Origin of the sequence: Blautia sp. AM47-4 (assembly GCF_003479865.1) — a bacterium.
Taxonomy (GTDB): Bacteria; Bacillota; Clostridia; order Lachnospirales; family Lachnospiraceae; genus Fusicatenibacter; species Fusicatenibacter saccharivorans.
In genome coordinates this window covers 1-19,187 of the sequence record NZ_QUHY01000040.1, presented here as the reverse complement: position 1 = coordinate 19,187, position 19,187 = coordinate 1, and the positions used below count along the sequence as shown (strand labels likewise).

General features: G+C 47.3%; 18 protein-coding genes. All 18 read right to left on the bottom strand.

What is annotated here, in order from left to right; translation table 11 throughout:
- Positions 1–174: 174 nt before the first annotated feature.
- The 18 genes from DW965_RS16950 to DW965_RS16875 all read right to left on the bottom strand — a co-directional run bounded on the left by DW965_RS16950 (position 175) and on the right by DW965_RS16875 (position 19,062).
- Entirely contained in the window at positions 175–747 is a 573-nt protein-coding gene (locus DW965_RS16950; RefSeq protein WP_117760622.1) for a VanZ family protein, read from the bottom strand.
- A gap of 5 nt (positions 748–752) precedes the next feature.
- Positions 753–1,007 carry a helix-turn-helix domain-containing protein gene (locus DW965_RS16945; RefSeq protein ID WP_117804762.1) on the bottom strand — a complete coding sequence of 85 codons (255 nt, stop codon included), beginning with the start codon at positions 1,005–1,007 and terminating at the stop codon, positions 753–755.
- Positions 1,008–1,021: 14 nt separating this feature from the next.
- Complete coding sequence (locus DW965_RS16940; protein ID WP_055220425.1) at positions 1,022–2,203, bottom strand: ATP-binding protein; 1,182 nt, start codon at positions 2,201–2,203, stop codon at positions 1,022–1,024.
- A 125-nt stretch (positions 2,204–2,328) separates the two neighbouring features.
- A complete protein-coding gene (locus DW965_RS16935) occupies positions 2,329–3,765 on the bottom strand; it encodes a lipopolysaccharide biosynthesis protein (RefSeq protein ID WP_158554972.1) in 1,437 nt (478 codons plus the stop codon).
- Positions 3,766–3,891: 126 nt separating this feature from the next.
- Positions 3,892–4,239 carry a hypothetical protein gene (locus DW965_RS16930; protein ID WP_119198626.1) on the bottom strand — a complete coding sequence of 116 codons (348 nt, stop codon included), beginning with the start codon at positions 4,237–4,239 and terminating at the stop codon, positions 3,892–3,894.
- On the bottom strand, positions 4,211–5,779 hold the full coding sequence (locus tag DW965_RS16925; protein WP_055227905.1) for a BCCT family transporter: 1,569 nt from the start codon (positions 5,777–5,779) through the stop codon (positions 4,211–4,213). The genes DW965_RS16930 and DW965_RS16925 overlap by 29 nt, the downstream gene beginning before the upstream one ends.
- A complete protein-coding gene (locus DW965_RS16920; RefSeq protein ID WP_117760619.1) occupies positions 5,769–6,500 on the bottom strand; it encodes an NTP transferase domain-containing protein in 732 nt (243 codons plus the stop codon). The genes DW965_RS16925 and DW965_RS16920 overlap by 11 nt, the downstream gene beginning before the upstream one ends.
- Positions 6,488–7,711 (bottom strand): choline/ethanolamine kinase family protein, encoded by a 1,224-nt coding sequence (locus DW965_RS16915; RefSeq protein WP_330415311.1) that lies wholly within the window; start codon positions 7,709–7,711, stop codon positions 6,488–6,490. The genes DW965_RS16920 and DW965_RS16915 overlap by 13 nt, the downstream gene beginning before the upstream one ends.
- The gene (locus DW965_RS21800; protein WP_330415310.1) at positions 7,669–8,265 is read right to left on the bottom strand and encodes an NTP transferase domain-containing protein; all 597 of its coding nucleotides are present in this window, start codon (positions 8,263–8,265) and stop codon (positions 7,669–7,671) included. Before DW965_RS21800 ends, DW965_RS16915 begins: the two co-directional genes overlap by 43 nt.
- Before the next feature lie 409 nt (positions 8,266–8,674).
- Positions 8,675–10,117 (bottom strand): sugar transferase, encoded by a 1,443-nt coding sequence (locus DW965_RS16910; RefSeq protein WP_117509402.1) that lies wholly within the window; start codon positions 10,115–10,117, stop codon positions 8,675–8,677.
- Between the two features lie 264 nt (positions 10,118–10,381).
- Entirely contained in the window at positions 10,382–11,125 is a 744-nt protein-coding gene (recO, locus tag DW965_RS16905) for a DNA repair protein RecO (RefSeq protein WP_117509403.1), read from the bottom strand.
- A gap of 25 nt (positions 11,126–11,150) precedes the next feature.
- Positions 11,151–12,068 carry a GTPase Era gene (gene era, locus DW965_RS16900; RefSeq protein WP_055227900.1) on the bottom strand — a complete coding sequence of 306 codons (918 nt, stop codon included), beginning with the start codon at positions 12,066–12,068 and terminating at the stop codon, positions 11,151–11,153.
- A gap of 19 nt (positions 12,069–12,087) precedes the next feature.
- Positions 12,088–14,712 (bottom strand): insulinase family protein, encoded by a 2,625-nt coding sequence (locus tag DW965_RS16895; RefSeq protein WP_330421251.1) that lies wholly within the window; start codon positions 14,710–14,712, stop codon positions 12,088–12,090.
- 17 nt (positions 14,713–14,729) lie between these two features.
- Complete coding sequence (locus tag DW965_RS21795; protein WP_330421250.1) at positions 14,730–15,002, bottom strand: hypothetical protein; 273 nt, start codon at positions 15,000–15,002, stop codon at positions 14,730–14,732.
- 104 nt (positions 15,003–15,106) lie between these two features.
- Positions 15,107–16,072 (bottom strand): SseB family protein, encoded by a 966-nt coding sequence (locus DW965_RS16890; protein ID WP_158568537.1) that lies wholly within the window; start codon positions 16,070–16,072, stop codon positions 15,107–15,109.
- 393 nt (positions 16,073–16,465) lie between these two features.
- A complete protein-coding gene (locus DW965_RS16885) occupies positions 16,466–17,605 on the bottom strand; it encodes a putative ABC transporter permease (protein ID WP_330421249.1) in 1,140 nt (379 codons plus the stop codon).
- Between the two features lie 30 nt (positions 17,606–17,635).
- A complete protein-coding gene (locus DW965_RS16880) occupies positions 17,636–18,613 on the bottom strand; it encodes a hypothetical protein (protein ID WP_055227896.1) in 978 nt (325 codons plus the stop codon).
- A gap of 8 nt (positions 18,614–18,621) precedes the next feature.
- Positions 18,622–19,062 (bottom strand): DUF4869 domain-containing protein, encoded by a 441-nt coding sequence (locus DW965_RS16875; protein WP_055227895.1) that lies wholly within the window; start codon positions 19,060–19,062, stop codon positions 18,622–18,624.
- Positions 19,063–19,187 lie beyond the last annotated feature (125 nt).

Sequence of the window (19,187 nt, the reverse complement as noted above, 5' to 3'; positions counted from 1 at the left end):
AGAGCGCGAATTGCAAGGAACAGATTTGAAGGCGTACCGGGGTACGACGAAAATCTGTGACGCAGTAATTCACGCTCTGCGGTGCTGAATTTTTTGCATTATTTTCGGGTCTTGCTATAAAAACAGGGAAGAAAAAAGCTCTGTCCATTTGGGCAGAGCCTTCTTGTTTTCCTTCTATTCTTCTATCTTCCCTCTCCAACATTTCCGCACCAGTGCAAACACCAGATACCCGATGGCTGCTCCAAGCGTATTCGTCACAACATCATCTAACTGGCAGTAGCCGCGCTCTGTTAAGAGCTGCACTGTTTCCAGCATCATGCTTGTGGAAAACGCCGCATAGACGCAGCACCATCCTTTCCGAAGAGACGGAACCGCCGCCGGCAGCAATACGCCGAACGGGAGAAACAGCAGAATATTTTCCACAAAATACCGGTCCGGCAGCCGCTGGTTTCCCCAGGTTTCAAACAGCTTCACATCCACGCCCGTTCTCGAACCCGGTTCTCTGGAAAACAGCGTAATAGAAAGCATCATCGCAAAATAGACTGCTACCAGAAACCACAGCAGAAGCTGGGTGCCAGGAACCGCATGCGCATGCTCCAGCCGTTTTTGTTTCTTTATCATCTGCTGGTTTTTCCACGCTGCTGCAACCGTCACAAAGCCGACACCGACTGCAACGGCATGCGGCAGATACCGGAATGTATCAAAAATATCCTGTTCAATCGTCGTCAGATAAAGAGGAATTGCCATCTGCATCACCTTCCATATTTTCTCGGCCGGTCTGAAACACCTGCCAGATAGTCGAGACTGCAGTCATACGTCTTCGCCAGCAGCATCAGCGAATCCAGCGGAATCTCACGAATGCCTTTTTCATACCGGTTGTAGGTGTCCGGGTGACTGAAAATCTTCCGCGCCGCCTGCGTCATCGAGTAACCGCGTTCCAGACGGAGCTCTTTCAGCCGGATCAGCATTTTCTCCCGCTCCGGCGTTTCTTCTATTTTTCTGTGCATAGAGTTCCTTCTTTTTATTCCGTCTCCGCCGCCGCTTTTTCTGCCTCCGGCACATAACCCGGATTGTCGTCGTATCCTTCCAGGAAATTGTGGCGGATGCCGTGCTGCTTGTAGCCGACCACGGTGTCAATGTTGACATTTTCGACACTGCGGAAAATATTGCTCTCCACGAACGGATTCACCTTTTTCAGGTTTTTGATCAGTTCCTTGATCTCCACGCGTTTCGAACGATTCTCCTCGTTATTGCAGGTCGTGCAGGTATCGGTAAACTTGCAGGCACACTGGATAAAATGCAGACCGTTATAATCTCTCCACGCCTTGATATCATCCTCGCGCACCAGATACAGCGGGCGGATCAGCTCCATGCCCTCGAAGTGGATGCTGTGAAGCTTCGGCATCATCGTCTGCACCTGCGCACCGTAGAGCATTCCCATGAGGATTGTCTCAATGACATCATCGTAATGATGGCCAAGTGCGATCTTGTTGCAGCCAAGCTGCTGTGCAAAATGGTACAGATGGCCGCGGCGCATTCTCGCGCAGAGGTAACACGGCGAATTTTCGACATGGTAAACCGAATCGAAAATATCGGTCTCGAAAATCGTGATCGGAATATGGAGGCTCTTTGCGTTATCCTCGATCACCTTGCGGTTCTCCGGGCTGTATCCCGGGTCCATGACAACGAATTTTACTTCGAAATCAAATTTATTGTGAAGCTTTAACTCCTGAAAGCATTTCGCCATCAACATCGAATCTTTTCCGCCGGAAATACAGACAGCGATTTTATCGCCCGGTTTTACCAGCTCGTATGTGTTGATCGCTTTCGTAAATTTGGACCAGATCGACTTTTTGAATTTTTTGCGGAGACTCTTCTCCACGTCTGCCGCCTTGTCCTGCTCCTCCGGCGCGCTCATCACATCCATCAGCCAGGCGATGTAACCGCCCTCCAGGCTCACAGCGTCCCAGCCCTTTTCCTGTAATTCTTCCGCCGCTGCGACACTGAACCGGCCGCGGCTGCAGCAGATAATCGTCTTTTTGCTCCGGTCAATCGCATCACTTGTCTCGATTTCTTCTGTCTTCATCACAAGCGCTCCCGGAATCGCGCCGTGGGAGATCTCTACCGCATCGCGGATATCGACGATCTGATAGCTTGACGGATCGAGCTCTTTTAGTTCTTTTATTGAAATACTGGTACTCATGTAATTTTTCCTTTTCTAATTAAAATGCCTTACTTTTCTTCATTCTTTCATTGTATCGTTTTTCTGTGACTGTCAAGAAAAACGGGGAGGCTCTGAACATTCGTTTCAAATCCTCCCCCACTTTTTTATTTTTTCCGGATATCCGCCATCGTCTTCAACAGAAGTTCTTTCTTCCAGAAGACCAGCCCTGCACTTGCGAGCAGAATCGCGTAACGCAGGATCCTGTACGGGAAAATCAGATTGCAGATGATGCTTGCTCCAATCAGAAAAACGGAGCACGCCAGAAGAAATCCTGGATTCATCAGATTTTCCTGGATTCCTTCGTTCACCAGAATCTGTTTGCTCACAATATAATGGCCGACCGAATACAGCATATAGCATGCCAGCGTCGTGTAACCGGCCGCAATATAGCCGAACAGGCGGATAAAAATAAAGTTCAGCACCACATTCGCTCCAGCCGCCGCCATGGATGCAGCCATCAGAAACTGTGTTTTTTCATAATAGAACTGCGGCATCGAGAGAATATTATAAATAAAGATAAAGAACACACTCGCTGCCACCGGCGGAATGACGTACACCGCCTCGCGGTACTTCGGCGATCCGAAAATCAGCACCATCTCCGGACTGATCAGCATCAGCGCCACGGCTATGCCGACCACTACAATACTAAGAAGCTGCAGCACCTTCCGCATCGAGCGGATGTCGCCCTTTTTGATCTTGCTGTACATCCACGGTGTCAATGCACTGTTCATACCGCTGATGAAAAGCTGCACCAGCATACCAATGCTGTACGCCAGCCCGTACAGCGCAACTTCCGTCTTTCCGACCATCTTGTCGATCATGATGCGGTCGCCCTGATTCAGGATAATACCGGACAGATAATGCGGCACAATCGGAATTCCGATCCGCAGTGCGTAGCCCCAGTATTCCTTCGAAAAGAACTCTTTTCCTTTGCAAAACTGGAACACAATAATCGGCACACAGATGCAGACCTGCACCCCGACGATACCTAAGATCCGCATCATGGCCGTACCGCCGTTGATACGGATCAGCACCAGGCTCGCGATCGGGTTCATCAGCGCCTGCAGAATCGTCACGCAGACCAGAATCCGGTACCGATACTCAAACCGCTGCCGCCCCGACCAGTAAGAAAGCGCCGGACTCAGCAGCGCTTCCAGAAACATCAGCAGAATCATGGATTTCGGCAGATTTAAAATCTTCTCCCAGAAACCCGATGTAAAACAATACAATGCAAAAACCGCACCCGTAATCACAAGCGTCAGTCCCTGCATTGCAGATGTATATTCATCCCGCTGCTTCTCGTACTTTGCCATCGCATTGTCATAAACACCATTAAATAAATACAGCGATGTCATAATCGTCAAAATCTGCAGCCAGGACAGATAAACCGTATAGGTTCCGTACTCCTCGGTGCTCATCAGACGCGTGAAAATCGGAACTGTGATGAACGAAATGCCTTTCTGTAAAAAACTGCAGATCGTAAACCAAAGCGCCGCCTTCGCCTGGACGGAGAGAGAACGGTATTTTGAGGTAATGTTCATGTAAAATAGAACTCCTTGCTGTTGGTTATTTGCGTGTTTTATGTTAACACAAAATGGGGGGGACTGCAAGAGGAACATCCATTAAAATCCCCCATGGTTGAACGCTTCCATTCACATGGGGGATTCTCACTGCTTTATGTGTTTCGATTCCCAAATGTCATAGGTATCCCTTCTTATTTTTAAATCTTTAATGGATACCCATTCATTTCCAGCCAGCATCGCTTCTTTCACACGATTCTCCAGAACCGTATACAATTCATACTCCGTTCCGCTGAACTCATCGCCTTCATCGACCCCGTATGTATCAATCCCGGACTCATCCTGCTGTGGTTCCATGGGTTTAATATCGCCCGTCGGCAATGTAACATCCTCATTTTCGTCCGCAAACGCCTTTTGCGGCATCACAAAAATGGATGCCGCAAGCAGAAACAAAAATGCTGTCAGTTTAACGATTCTCTTTTTTCTCCTCTCCATGCGCTTTTCCTCCCTGCAATTCTTCTAAATACAGTTTTGCATCTTTTAAGAAGCTGACCGCAATCATCACGATCACAATGCCGATCGGAAATGCCGCTACGATACTGACAGACTGCAGACTGTTCATGGAACTCTCTGCAAAAAGAAGTGCAATCGGAAGCAGGATCAGCAGGATACACCACATCAGCTGAATTCCTTTTGCCGGCTCTTCGCCGTCTTCCAGTTTCCGGTAGCTGTAGCACGATGCCGTCAATGCGATCGAGTCGAACGATGTCGCATAAAATGCAACCATCGTAACTAATACAACAACCATAATCAGCGGTGCACACGGCATGGTTTTGATCATCGACACGATCAGATGATATAAATCTCCACTTTCATTATACTGCGAAATGAAATCAATTGCACCTGAAATCTGCTTTCCCATCGAATAATTTCCAAGAATAATAAAGCTGACAAGCGTGGAACCCACACCAAAACCGTATCCGCCGAGAATCGTCTGGCGCACTGTTCTTCCGCGGGAAATGCTGCCAATGAAGAACGGTGCTGCCACACACCATACCATCCAGTATGCCCAGTAATAAATGGTCCAGTTCTGTGGGAAGTTTGTCGTACGCATCGGGTCCGTATACGTTGATAAGCCGATAAAGTTCTGAATCATTTTTCCAAGAGAAGAAAATCCAGTTTCAATAATATACCGCGTCTCTCCCCCAAACAGCAGGACGAAGGCAAGGAGTCCGAAAAACAGATAAATGCACACCTTGGCCAGAATGCTGATTCCTTTGAATCCATGCAGAAGAGAATAGGTATAAACACAGCAGGTGATCAGAAGAATGATAATATTAATCACAGTTCTGCTGACTTCCATATGGAACAGCTCGCCGATGATTTCCGCCATCAGAGGAGTTGCCACACTAAAAGTGGTAGCAGTTCCGGCCAGCAATGCAAAGACAGCCAGAAGGTCAATCAGACGGCCGCCAATTCCATCTGTCTGTTTTCCCAGAATCGGACGGCACGCCTCGCTGTATTTCTGACGGTTTCGTTTTCTTACATGAAGCATAAAGCCAAACGCAACAGCCAGTACCAGATAGAATCCCCACGGGATAAAGCTCCAGTGAAACAGTGGAAATACGCCTGCCCAGTCCTGAATGCTGCCAAGTTCTGCGATGTGAGGATCTGTTGCGTACAAAATCCACTCAGAGAACGAATAAAACAGAATATCTGCTGCCAGACCACAGGTAAACATCATGCATCCCCATGCAAAAAAGGAATATTTTGGCTTCTCATCCGGCTTTCCAAGCACAATATTTCCGTATTTGGAGCCTGCCAGAAACAGAGACAGAAAGAAAATGCCAAGTCCGATGACCAGGTAATACGTTCCAAAGGTGTCTCCAAACAGAAATCGAATCTGGCCAAGTACCTGATTCGACTGCTCCGGTGCAAAGAAAAATACGATACATAGAGCAACGATCAGCGCCAGAGGCACCAGCGTAATCATCCAGTCGATTTCTTTTTTCTTCTGTTGGTTCTTACTGTTCATTTTCTTCCCTTTCTGCGTAATCCGCATACGATGCATCGAGTGCAACAAGCTCGCTGAAATTGTCTACTTCTATGATATCCTCTGCCTTCATTGGCCGGATGCCAAGCTGATACTCTTTCGGGTAGCAGAACATTGCCACATCGTCCCAGTAAATCTGACGGTTTTTCTTTACTTCAAACTCCTGCTCCAGATGGCCTTTTAACCGCTTTCCATCTTCTGCTGTCCATCGGGAAATGCTGTAGAGCTGCCAGCCGCCCTTTCCGCCGGTTCTGCTGCAGCCTGTCACAATGCCGTTTTCCACGGTCTGCAGCCACTCGTCGGTCTCATCATCCGTCCACACGCTGTTGTAACCGGATCGCTCAAACTCCGGTGCCAGAATTTCCGGATGATAGATGATCTGGTCACCGTCAAGAATAAACGCATTTTCCAGATGTTCCCGCGCCACATACAGCGATGCGATGTTGTTGCAGGTATCGTACCACGGATTGTCGATCAGCTTCAGACCCGGGTACTCCTCTTCCAGTGTCTGGAACTGTTCCTTGAGGTAACCGACTACCACGTAAATTTCTGTGATTCCGTTTTTGTGCAGTCCATTGATGACGGTATCAATCATCCGCACACCGTTTACCCGGACCAGCGGTTTTGGTGTTTTTAACGTTACCGGCTTCATCCGGTTTCCGAGGCCTGCCGCCATAATAATGGCGCGCTCTACTTTGTACATATTTCTTTTCCTTCCTCTCCCAGTTCCTGCTGGACAATTTTGTAATAATCTTTTGCGTAACGGTACTGCCGCAGGGAATATTCTCCGAATTCCACGCCTAATTTCCGTTTATATTCGCACCAGTTGCTCCAGAGCAGACCGCAGACTGCGATGTAGCAGTAGATTTTTATGCGTGTTCTGTCGTCACAGTTTCCTTCAAAATAAAGATCAATCAGATGGTCCACCTGCTCTTTTTTGTAAAGAGAATAGATACAGAACATCGCAATATCCACATGCGGATCCTGCATTCCGGCGTATTCCCAGTCGATCAGGCGGATCTCCTCTTTTCCGTTTTCTTCCACAAACAGAAAATTGTCCGGCACAGCATCAATGTGAGTGAGCACCCACTCTCCGGCATTTGCTTCGATGTAATCCTTTAACTGAAGCACATGCGCTTTCGTCTTTTCGTAATCTTTATATGCTGACGGAGTTCCTTCCCAGAGGCTTTCATAGTATTCCATCTGTCCGAACAGGTCGAAGGAATGGTCTACTCTTAATTTCTGCCCGTGAAACTCCCGCAGTTTCTTCATGCATTTCTGAAGATCTTCCTCATTTTCTGCATCGCAGACCCGCGCACCTTCGAGATATTCTGTGATTTTGTAGCCGTTCTCCGGGTTAATATAGGCAATCTCATCACAGATCCTGCGGCCGGCGATCGTCTGATATACAGCGGCTTCCTGCCTGCGGTTGATCAACTGATCGGTTCCCTCTCCCGGAATTCGCATAATGTATTTTTTATCTTTACAGGAGAATAAAAAGGATCGGTTTGTCATTCCTTTTTTCAGAACTGTAATGTTTGTCACTTCGTTCTGCTGTGCTCCAAGTGCTTCACAGATTACCTGAATCGCATCCGTCTGCAGCTGGCTGGAATCGCTGTCAATCTCACGCAGCTGCTCATAGGTATTGATTTCTACGGCATCGGCAGCATGTACAACACGGGCCGTCACAATCATTCTGTCTTTCCGGTATAAGGTTTCCTCCCAGAACGCTCCGTCGTATCGGGAATCTCTTCCCAGTTCTTCCAGACGCTCCCGCACGATCTCCGCTTCTGTTTCCAGCAGATAACAGATGCCGATCATCGCGTTTCCGCCTGCCTGTTCTTTCTGTACGACCAGCTCCTGCTTCCGGTTTACGCGGACGGTACTGTCATCATCCACCAGATCGCTGACCATGTACCAGGAATATAATTCGTTTCTGCTGTATGGATTCTTTTCACACCAGATATCACAGGGAATGATGTAGCTGTTTGATAAATGGCTGCCGCCGTTTTCAGGGAATGCAGATTGTTTTTCGACACATAGTCCGGAGCGACGATCAATTCTACGCCGTATTCATCGATCAGATATTCATACTGCTCTTTCATAAATCCGACAACGACGTAAATCTCTGTAATGCCGACTTCATGAAGCTGACGGATTGTGCGCTCTATCAGCCGCTCTCCCTTGATTTCCAGAAGTCCTTTCGGTGTCTCTGTATTAATCGGAACCATCCGCATACCAAATCCGGCGGCAAGGATAATGGCGTTTTTCGGCGCTTTCTCTTTTGCCTCACGCAGTGTCTTTTCCGTCGGACGGATCTCTTCATCCAGGTAACCTTCTGAAATCAGTTCCTTGATCGAACGATTGACGATTCCAAGCGAATGGCCGGTCTGTGCGGCAAGGATACGCTGATTGATGAAGGGTTCTTTTATCAGGTTGTTCAATATATCTTGTTTTGAGTTGTTCATATACTTCCTTCTTTCATTTTTCATGAACTTTTGTTTTCGATTATACCATAACTTTATGACTTTTTCAATCCCCTGTGTGTTAGGATAGTTGTCAGTGAAAGATAATTACTTTTGTGGTAGTATATATGTGAACTTCCTATAAAATTAACTCTCATAAAATTCCTTTTAAAGTATGCTACAACTGGCTTAAAGCAAGAACATGTCGAAACGAGAGTTAATATTTCAGGAAGTTCACATAAAAAGGTCCAAATAATTAACATTATTTGGACTACCTGTCAAAGGAAGCCTTTTTCCTTTTCGCCGTCATCAGGACTTCTTTGCGCTTCCATTCATAAATTTTTCTTAAAATTTACCTTTATTTTACCACACTACTCCCAAAACTACAATATATCTCCATTTTTCATTTTTTTTACATAGAACCTTTCTGGCCTAATACAATCAGTACAGTTTTAAACAAAATCTTAATATCCAGCATAAAGGACCATTCTGAAATGTACTTCGTATCCAGTTTTACAACCTCTTCAAAATCTGTAATCTCGCTTCGTCCGCTTACCTGCCACATACCAGTCAGTCCCGGCTTGATTGCCAGTCTTGCTCTGTGATGGAGCTCATATTTCTCCCACTCATCCACTGTCGGCGGACGGGTTCCTACAAGGCTCATGTCGCCTTTTAACACATTGAAGAACTGCGGGAATTCATCCAGCGAGGTTTTGCGGATAAAGTTTCCGATTCCTTTGCCTGGTCCTTTTTCGCTTCCGATGACACGCGGGTCATTCTCCATTTTGAACATCAGACCATCGCTGACGCGGTTCTGTTTCATCAGTTCTTTTTTCCGCTCTTCCGCATCCATGTACATGCTACGGAACTTGTAAATTTTGAATTTTCTTCCGTTCTTTCCGACACGGTACTGTGAGAAGAAGATCGGGCCCGGAGACTTGATATAAATCGCAGGGGCAACGAACAGGAAGATGATTCCGGTCAGAATACATCCGGCAAGACCGCCGCAGATGTCCATGATTCGTTTCAGCACAAGCTGTCCTGCGCTTGCCATATTGATGCAGGTGGTGACCACGGTATAGTTGCCCATGCGCTCTACAGTCTGATTTTTTCCCTGCATTTCGTTCACGTCCGCAATTTTTACGTGGATCGTAATGCCCATCTCGGCGAATGCGTCGAATACTTTCTGCGGGATTTCTCTGCCTTCCGGCAGAACGATCAGCACTTCGTCGAACCACTCACGGCAGACATACTCAGCTGCATCTGCAAGGTTCGATACCACCGGTACGCCGTGGATTTTGTGTCCGGTTCTGTCCTGGTCTACGAGAACAACGCCAGTCGGACGAACGCCGATGTAATCGAAATCCAGCATGCTCTTTACAACGGACTGTGACTGTTTTTCGGTCGTGATGATCAGAAGCGAACGGCCGCTGTGTTCCCCGCTGCTGCGTTTCTTTACCACAGCCTTCCATCCGATGCGCATCAGATAGGAAAGCATTCCGTACAGAGCACCGGTCAGCATAATGGTTGCTCTGGAGAACTGATCTCCCTCCTGAATCAGGAACAGGTAGAATACACCAAGAACGATGATGTATACCATATTTTTTACAGTCATTCCGATTTCCACGAGGTATCCGCGCTTCATGACGTTTTTGAAGGAATCGTCAAAAAACATGATCATCAGCTGGATCAGAGCGAATACGATAGCCTCATTTCGGTAAATTGGGCTTCCATATGGCTTAAAACTGTGATGTCTTAAGAAATAACCCATGACGAAAGCCAGCTGAAGACAGATAATATCAAGAACCATAAAATCCAGATGCTTCAGCCATCCTGTGGATGATTTTTTGTACATACCTTTCTCCCCTGTCGTATTTTTTTCGCCGTACTCGTAACATTCTCTTGTTTCGCATAGTTTTTCTAGCTTTTATATTACCATTTTCACTAAAACCTTCTCATTTTTTCTGGTACTATGCATTTGCAATATCTTCTGTGACGAATACAGAACCATTTTTTTCTTTATTCCAAATATTCTATCCCATTTCTACTTATTTGTAAAGGTGTGGACACACTTTTGGACATAATTATTTCACATTTTTGCAAATTATTACATTTTATATTATTTCATCACATCCAGAATCTGTAATGTTTTCATCTTCTTTTCGACATAGCGATGGAGATATGCACGCAGCAATCGTTCCAGTTCGTCCAGGATCTCTTCATTTACGGTAAAACCATACAGCTTCGCGAGCGGTGCCGCAATGATATAGCGGCATGCCAGCACGGTGCCCGGCTGCAGCGGCCATGGATCTCTGATGGTTTTTCCACAGTTTGGGCAGTAGATGGCGCTGTCGCGCAGGGAGAAAACGGTCAGATTCTCTTTCGTGCCGCACTCCATGCAGGAGAACATCTGCGGTGCTTCTCCGCTGATTGTGATCGTCCGCAGTTCGAAGATGCACCGGATCAGGCGGAGGTCCTGTTTTCCGCTGCGGATGGCGTTCATCGTCACGTACAGAAGGTTCAGCATCTGGGTTTCATCGTTTCCTTCCTGGCCGAAATATTCGGCCAGTTCCAGAAAATAAAAGCCGTAATAAACGCCGGGCTGCATCTGCGCCAGGTCGAGGAAGTATTCTTTAATGTTTGCGCCGGAGAGGGTGTAGCTGTCACGGCCCTCGTAAACCTGAAACTCGCCGAAGACGAACGGATTGGAGACGGCCATCAGCGGGCTTTTCATGCGGCGGGCGCCGCGCGCGAAGGCGGTGATTTTGCCGAGCTCCCGGGTCAGGATCACGACGCGCTTGTCATACTCTCCGACCGGGGAGGCGGATAATACCATTCCGCTTACATTGATTGGTTCTCGCATGTTTCTTCCTTATTATAATGCAATATTATAAATCGAGTTTCTTTTTATCATATCCGAAGTTCTTCACGAGGAAATCGCTGTCGCGCCAGTCTTTTTTGACTTTGACCCAGAGCTTCAGGTTGACTTTCTGCTCCAGCATCTGCTCCAGCTCATACCGCGCGTTGCTTCCGATCTTCTTGAGCATCGCGCCCTGTTTTCCGATGATGATGCCCTTGTGGGAATCGCGCTCGCAGATGATGGTCGCATCAATATCAACGATTTTTCCGTTCGGGCGGTCTTTCATCTGGTCGATCACAACGGCGATGCCGTGCGGGATCTCTTCGTTTAAGGCGTACAGTGCTTTCTCGCGGATGATCTCAGCCACGATCTGGCGCATCGGCTGATCGGTGATGGTGTCCTCATCGTAGAACTGCGGGCCGTACGGCAGATATTTGAAGATGCTCGGAATGATGTCATCGGTGTTCTGATGGCGGAGTGCCGAGCACGGAATGATCTCGGCAAACTGGAACAGCTTGCGGTACGTATCGATGAATTCCAGGATTTTGTCTTTCTCCACGGTATCGGTCTTGTTGATAATGAGGATGACCGGCGCATTGACTTTCTCCAGGATCTCTGCGATATGGCGCTCTCCTGCTCCGATGAAGTTGCTCGGCTCTACCAGCCAGAGAATCACATCGACTTCTTTTAACGTTTTCTCGGCTACATCGACCATGTACTCGCCGAGCTTATTTTTCGCCTTGTGGATACCCGGTGTGTCGAGGAACACGATCTGTCCCTCGTCACACGTATAAACGGTCTGGATGCGGTTGCGGGTGGTCTGCGGTTTCTTGGATGTAATCGCAATCTTCTGTCCGATCAGGTGGTTCATCAGCGTGGATTTTCCCACGTTCGGACGGCCAATCAGGGCTACAAAGCCGGATTTATAATTTGCATTGTTTTCCATTGCTGTCTCTTCTCCTCATTTATAAGTTCTCTACGTTCTTAAACAGTTCTTTCTCTTTCTGAATGGCTGCTTCGCTTCCGACAACGCAGATGTTGTTCTGTTTTAAGGCTGCATCTACAAGGTCTGCCAGTGCATGAATGTCGTCCAGGGTTGCATCGAGGATCTGATCTCTCTCCTGCTGGAAGTCTGCTTCGGTGATGCCGTTGAACCATGCGCTCTCGGAGGTCTGGCCTTTTGCGGACGGGTTCATCGGGACGTCGAGTTCGCTGATCGTTCCGATGATGTATTTGGTCATCTGGCGCTCGTCTGCTTCGAAATTGCGCACGTAATCGCCGATACCGCGGTATACTTCAAGGGTTCTTCCGACGTTCGGGTCACGGTAGGAAGAAATGCACGCGTTTCCGCCTCTTCCGAAAGCTCCGCCGCAGCCGTAAGCGCCGCCTTTGACACGGATGTTGATCCACAGATAGTCATAGCTCAGCATGACACGCAGGATGCGCAGGGCTCCTGTGTAGTCGTAGCCTTCGCGCTCGAAGTTTCCACAGAGTGCCACGTACTGTACCTGGCCGGAGGTCTGGAAGGCTTCGTTTTTCTGTTCAAAGTCATACACAATGCTGCCCGGCTCCACTTCGTCGGTGTACAGATTCTCTTTGAATGCTGCGATTTTTTCTTCCAGCGGTGCGTAGCCTGTCTCGTCTGCGGTATAGGAGACGGTCAGATTCTCTTTGCGGAAGATGTATTTCATCAGGGTCTGCAGATTTTTAATCAGTTCTGCTTTTTTCTCATCGAAGTTCTCGTCCAGATCTTTTAAGAGCTGGTAGAAGCCGATGCCTGCGATGCGGTCCTGGAAATTGCTCATCGGGGAGTAATAGGAAGCTGCACGCATCACAGCCGTTGCATTTCCGGCGGAAGACAGGCGGTTCTGCAGGCCGGATTTCATGCTGGAGATGATCTCGTGAAGACGTTTCTCGTCATCCAGGCGGGAGGTGTTCAGGATTTCCTCAATCATTTTCATGACGAAATCCAGTTTGTCGTACAGGAATTTCGCGCGGATGCCGAACATTCTGCGGCAGTCGTCATCATTTTCCGGAATGCGGAATACCTGCAGTCCACAGTTGATGCCGCCGGTCTGTGCATTGATCTCGTTGAACAGTTCGCCGTAGGTGTAGTGTTCGGTGTCCACATAGCCGAGAACGGATTTTAATACGCCCATGTACGGGATCAGATCGTTCGGCACATTTTTCGTATCAAACAACAAGCTTAAGTAACCGATGCCGTTCGTGAATACGTTGTGATGAAGCACTGTCGTTCCATCGACTTCATGCTCGTCATTGTAAAGTTTGATAGACTCACGTTTGATATCGCTTCGTTTCAGGAGCGGAATCGTCTCGAGTACTTCCTCGCTCTCCTCTTCTTCCTGATATGCTGCCAGCTCTTTGGTGTCAGCAATGATTTTCTCGATCTCTTCTTTTGACAGGCTCTCTTTGTATTTCTGCAGTTTTTCTGCGGTCTTTGCATCATTTTCTGCGGCAAGACCGGTCTTTGGAATGAGGGTCACGATGGAGGCATGGGTGTTGTCCAGCAGATACGTCTGGATCAGGTTTTCGAAATAGCCTTCTTTTGCCAGTTTTTTCAGCTCATCGTAGATCGCAAGCTGCTGCAGGTAGGCGAACGGTTTGTTCTCGTCGTACAGCCAGCTGTCGAAGACGTCGATGCCGTACATCAGGCCCTTTGGGAAGCTGGAGAAGTCCGCCTCACGGAAACGGAATTCGAAATAGTTGATGCCTGCCTCGATGGCTTTCTGATCCATGCCGTTTTTCACGATATCCTCGAGGGTGCCGCGGATGATGGACAGGAATTTTTCTTTCTCATTTTCATCAGCGTTCTTGGCTACGATGGAGAAGAATGGCTGCAGGATGCCGTCCTCGTAGGAACCGTAAACATCTTTTCCGATGTGTGCGTCAAGGAGTGCCTGTTTGACCGGGGCTCCCGGTGCGTCAAGGAGTGCATACTCCAGAACAGAAAATGCCACGTTTAATTTTACATCCAGACCGCTGCCAATGACCATGTTGTAGGACAGGTACGCATTGTTTTCAAGCGGATCGCCGTCGAGCACCGGGTACTCGTGTACAATGTCGAGGGTCTCTGCAAATGGTTTCTGATACGGGATTTCGGATTTTACTTCTTTTGCATCAAAATGGGACAGGTATTTTTCATCCATCCATACCAGTTTTTCTTCCATATCCATGTTTCCGTACAGGTAGATATAGCTGTTGGACGGATGGTAATAGGTCTGATGGAATTTCAGGAAGTTTTCGTAGGTCAGGTTCGGGATGCAGGACGGATCTCCGCCGGATTCTACGCCGTACGGAGTGTCCGGGAACAGGGTGTTGAATGTTTCACGCTCCAGGACATCGTCTGCGGAGGAGAAGGCTCCTTTCATCTCGTTGTATACAACACCGTTGTAGGTCAGCGGGCCGTCTTTGCTTTCCAGATGATAGCTCCAGCCTTCCTGACGGAAGATTTCGTCGTGTTTGTAAATGTTCGGGTAGAATACGGCGTCCATGTAGACATGCATCAGGTTCTGGAAGTCGGCATCGTTGGTGCTGGCTACCGGGTACATGGTTTTATCCGGGTAGGTCATAGCATTTAAGAAGGTGTTCAGGGATCCTTTGACGAGTCTACGAAGGGATCCTTTAACGGGAATTCGCGGGAGCCGCAGAGGACGCTGTGCTCGAGGATGTGGGCTACGCCGGTGCTGTCGGCCGGCGGGGTACGGAACGCGATGTTGAATACTTTGTTGTCATCCTCCGTCTCGAGAAGCAGCACGCGGGCTCCGCTTTTGTTGTGGCGAAGGAGGTAGCCATGTGCGTGGATATCATCAATCTGCTGTTCCTGCAGCAGGGTATAGGCTTTGCAATGTTCTGCGTTCATTTTTGTATATCCTTTCTTGTTTTTCTTTATTATTTCCGGTTTTATGCAGTCAAAAACGGACCGCAGTGCCCGTTTACTGGGATTTTCTGCGGCCCTGTCGGTTTTTATTCTTCGTGGTCTGTTTCTGCGTCGGTAGTTTCCGCCTCATCCACATGATCTTTTACTTCGTCATTTGCAGCATTGTTCTGCGCATTTCTCTGCGCCTGAGCTGCGGCAGCCTGTGCCATCATCGCCTCGAGATTCGGGCGGACACTCTGCGCCTGGGCTCCCATGATTCTCTGGAGCTGTTCTCTGGTCAACAGAAGGTTGAAGCCGGACGGGTTGATGACGAAGCCTTTGGCCTGTTTCATCAGGTACGGCAGAAGGTGCTGGAACGGGATGGCTGCCAGACGGAGTTTTGCCTGCGGATCCGGACGGAATTTCTGGAATTCACCAATATCGGAAAACAGCGGCTGGAAGATGTCTTCGTTCTGGTTTTTGATGTACGGGATGCGCACGTCTGGTCCCGGGTTGGCCGGATCGAATTCGCCCTGTACCTGGGAGATGTCGATGGCAAGGATGAATTTGCTTCGCATCAGGTTGACAAGCATTTCTTCTTCGAGTTCACGCAGGTGCTGCATGCGTTCGGCATCGTCTCTTTTCTGATTTGGTTTGCGGAGCTCCTGCAGGAAATAGACTACAGTGAGCTGTACGCCAGGGTTGAGGACCGGAAGATGCTGTTTGTTCATTTTTTCCATGTCCGGTTTCGGGAAGATCTGCTCCAGCTCGATGCGGCGGGTCTGACCGCCTTCGTGGAAGATGACCATGTTGACACCTTCTGCGTAGAGGCCCATATAGAAGTTCGGCATCTGCTTGCGCAGTACTTTTACGGTAAGCAGCGGGGTGTTCTTCTCTACATAGGATTTTGCAAATTCTTTAGCTGCTTCTTCTTCGGTAAACATGTATACCTGATCATCAAAGGTTTCCGGATCGCACTCTACGTATGGGAGTTTCGTGATCTGGGAAAATGTGACATAGATGATTTCCATGCTCTGAAATTTCTTCATTGTGAAGCTGTTGTCTACTGTCATTTGTGGTTGAGTCCTTTCTTCGCTCTTAGAGGATATGGTATCCCCAAAATATCTATGTGACATTATATCATACTTTTGGTGGGTTGCCAAAGGTTTTCTTTGGGGGTAACGGACCGCGCAGACCAAAGCTGTCGAAACGGGGCCTGACTTTGCATGACGGCGGGAGAGGGCTTTTTGTAGTCTGTAATTGGGGCGTGCAGACTACGGAAATGTTTTTTAACACATTCTAGTTAATCGCTTTGGCATTGGGGTAGATTTTTTCCATTCGGGCGTCCGGGAAATGGGCATCTATGGTCTGCTCGATGGCATTAGCTGCGGGCTTTTGGTGGGCGCGTTCGTCGTATCGGGCGAGAGCAAGGGTAGATACGAGCATGTTGGCCACCATGAACACGATCAGGATCCAAGTGATGATTCTCCGAATTTCATCGGGATTTTTTCAATCCAGCGCGAAATGACAGGATAGAATTTTTTGAGCCAGACGACGGCGGCTATTCCCCAGAAGAAACAGTACAGGAGGTTGATACGGCCTCCGAGGTTGAAGGGAATGTCGCTGTAGTCCCAGAAGACTTTTCCGAATACGATTTCGGTGAACACACTGCAGATGTATTCGTAGGCTCCGCCGAGGAAGGTACCAAAGGCAAACAGGAATCCATCGGAGCGGTCGCGGTAGTTGTAGAGGAACCAGGTAGCGAGGGCGATGGCCAGGCCCCAGACGATGCTGAACGGGCCCCAGACAAGGCTGCTGCGGCTCATCCAGACACCGGCGGTGATGCGGCAGAATATGGCTTCTGTAATATCGCCCAAAAATGCGCCGATGATGAAGAGAAGAACGATTTTGTAAAAGCTGCATCCTTCGGCAAATACGCCGGTTTCTGTTTTCTCTTTTTTCTCCGGAACTGGCTGTACGGCCGGATAGGCACGTTCCACACGACGCTCCAGATAGCGGTAAACACGGACAGAAAGGCGTCTGGTGAAGGCGTCGATCTGATCGTTCATAGCGCTGATCCGCGGCATTTTTTTCGTGATGTGGTGCAGAACAGCATAGGAACCGACGGCATCTACTACCAATATACCAAAGAGAATCCAGGATGTGATATGCAGGAAACCGGCCGGAATTAAATGAAGAACTGTAAAGCAGAGGCGATTGCCGATTTTCATGGCAAGCAGTCCTAAAATTCCCCAGAGTACAGAATACTGGAGGCAGATATAGCCGTCCATGTTCCATTTTTTATTGGAATAGTCCCACCATTTGCCATGGCCAATGCGTTCCAGTGCGTGACCGGCCAGCCACTCGACTGCGGTAGCGATAATCATACAGCCAAGGAACAAAAAGACGGGGCTTGACTGCAGTTCATACAGATAACGTGTCATAAAGACAGCTGTGATTCCATAGATGGCGCAGAGCGGACCATTTAAGAATCCTCTGTTTACCATATGTTTTTTCCGGATCGCGGCCACAGAAGTTTCCAGAAGCCATCCAAGGAAGGCGTAAAAGAAAAACAGGCCGAGATAGTCATAAATTGTATAGTTCATGTTCTTCTCTCTATTCTTTCATTATTTTTGCTATTTTAAGGATTTTATTTTCCACTGAATCCCTTGTATACTCTCCAGTATTTTGTTTTTATTTTTATCCTGCAAATAAGATGGATTTAATTTTGCTTTTTTATACTGCAAATATGTTCCTTCTGTTTTCTGAATCAGCAATTTTGTAAAATATTGTTCCCAGCTAAAAAACTCTGTGCTGTCGATATAATCTTCTGGATTTTCCAGAATTTTACGAACCTCTTTGTCCTGTAAAAGATCTGAATTTAAAATCAGCCATTCAAAAGACTCCGGTAAATATAAATGTACGTTCTGTTTTTCCTCTATTTTATTGCTGAGAAGATTCATTTCTGCTCCAATTGCAGCACCGTCCGCAATAATACAGGTTTCTTCTGTTCCTGCCTTGCCGATCATTTCCGGTATTTTTGTTTTTCCACCAGCGCTTTCACATGTAATATTCCTTTCTGCACATACATTTTCAAAAAATTGATACCCAGAATTGGAATCTTCCGTAATTATTTTTTGTACTCTAACAGGAAGCCGTGCTGTTTTGGGATAGATCTGATACATTTTCTGATATATTTTTCTGGTATCTCTGTATTTTCCGGAAACATGCAATCCATAAATCTCTTCTACACTATACGGCAAATTATATAAGTTTTCTCTCGTAATCAATACAAAATAGTTTTCTGAACCCCGTATGGCAGAAGCAAATTCTTCTGTTTTTATAAAATAATTCTCCTCGTCTATGAAAAAGATGCTTTCCCGGCTGTTTTCCAAAATAATTTTCCAATTAACACCTTCCAGCACTCTGCACGGTACTTCACAGGAAACGTTGATTCCGCTGGACTCCCCTAAATTTTCTGCCTGCCGGATCATATTTACCAGTGTTGTTTTTCCTGATGCACTATCCCCCTGGATGATTGTAATATTACGCTTTATCACAAATTCATAATGAACTCTGTTATTTTGAATAATAACTCTTTTCTTTCCCTTCATACATCCACCTATACATAAGCCTCGGCAACATCTACAAATTCGGACATATTCCGCACAATAGTCCCTGTATTTAAAATCAGGATTTCAAAAGGATCTTTGCCAAACCGCATCACATGACGCAGATTAATCGTCAGATCCTTTTGCTCTCCTAATTTTAAAATCCATTTTGCACAATTATCTCCACATACGGAGGCATTAAAGATCTTTCCGTCTGTATCGTATGCCATCAGCAGCAACGTTTTGATTCCTCCGGATAAATCTTTCGGTGGAATCGGACCAAGCACCGGGCTGTCAATCAGATGCGCACTGATTACCTCCGAGCGATCCACATCGCGGATCATTTCTTTTGCCAGTGGCGTGGTCAGCCATTCATCTTCATAACAATTATCAAAATAGGTTGGCGGATGATAGATTGCACCTTTCATTTCTCCAAGATATATTTTCAACATAATAAAATTCCTCTCGCTAACGCTCATTATATCGTGATACGCACATTATACCATATCTCAAAGCCTTCTTGCTCAAAAATGTATCGTTTTGTCAACATTTTCCGGGGATAAAAAATGTTGACAAA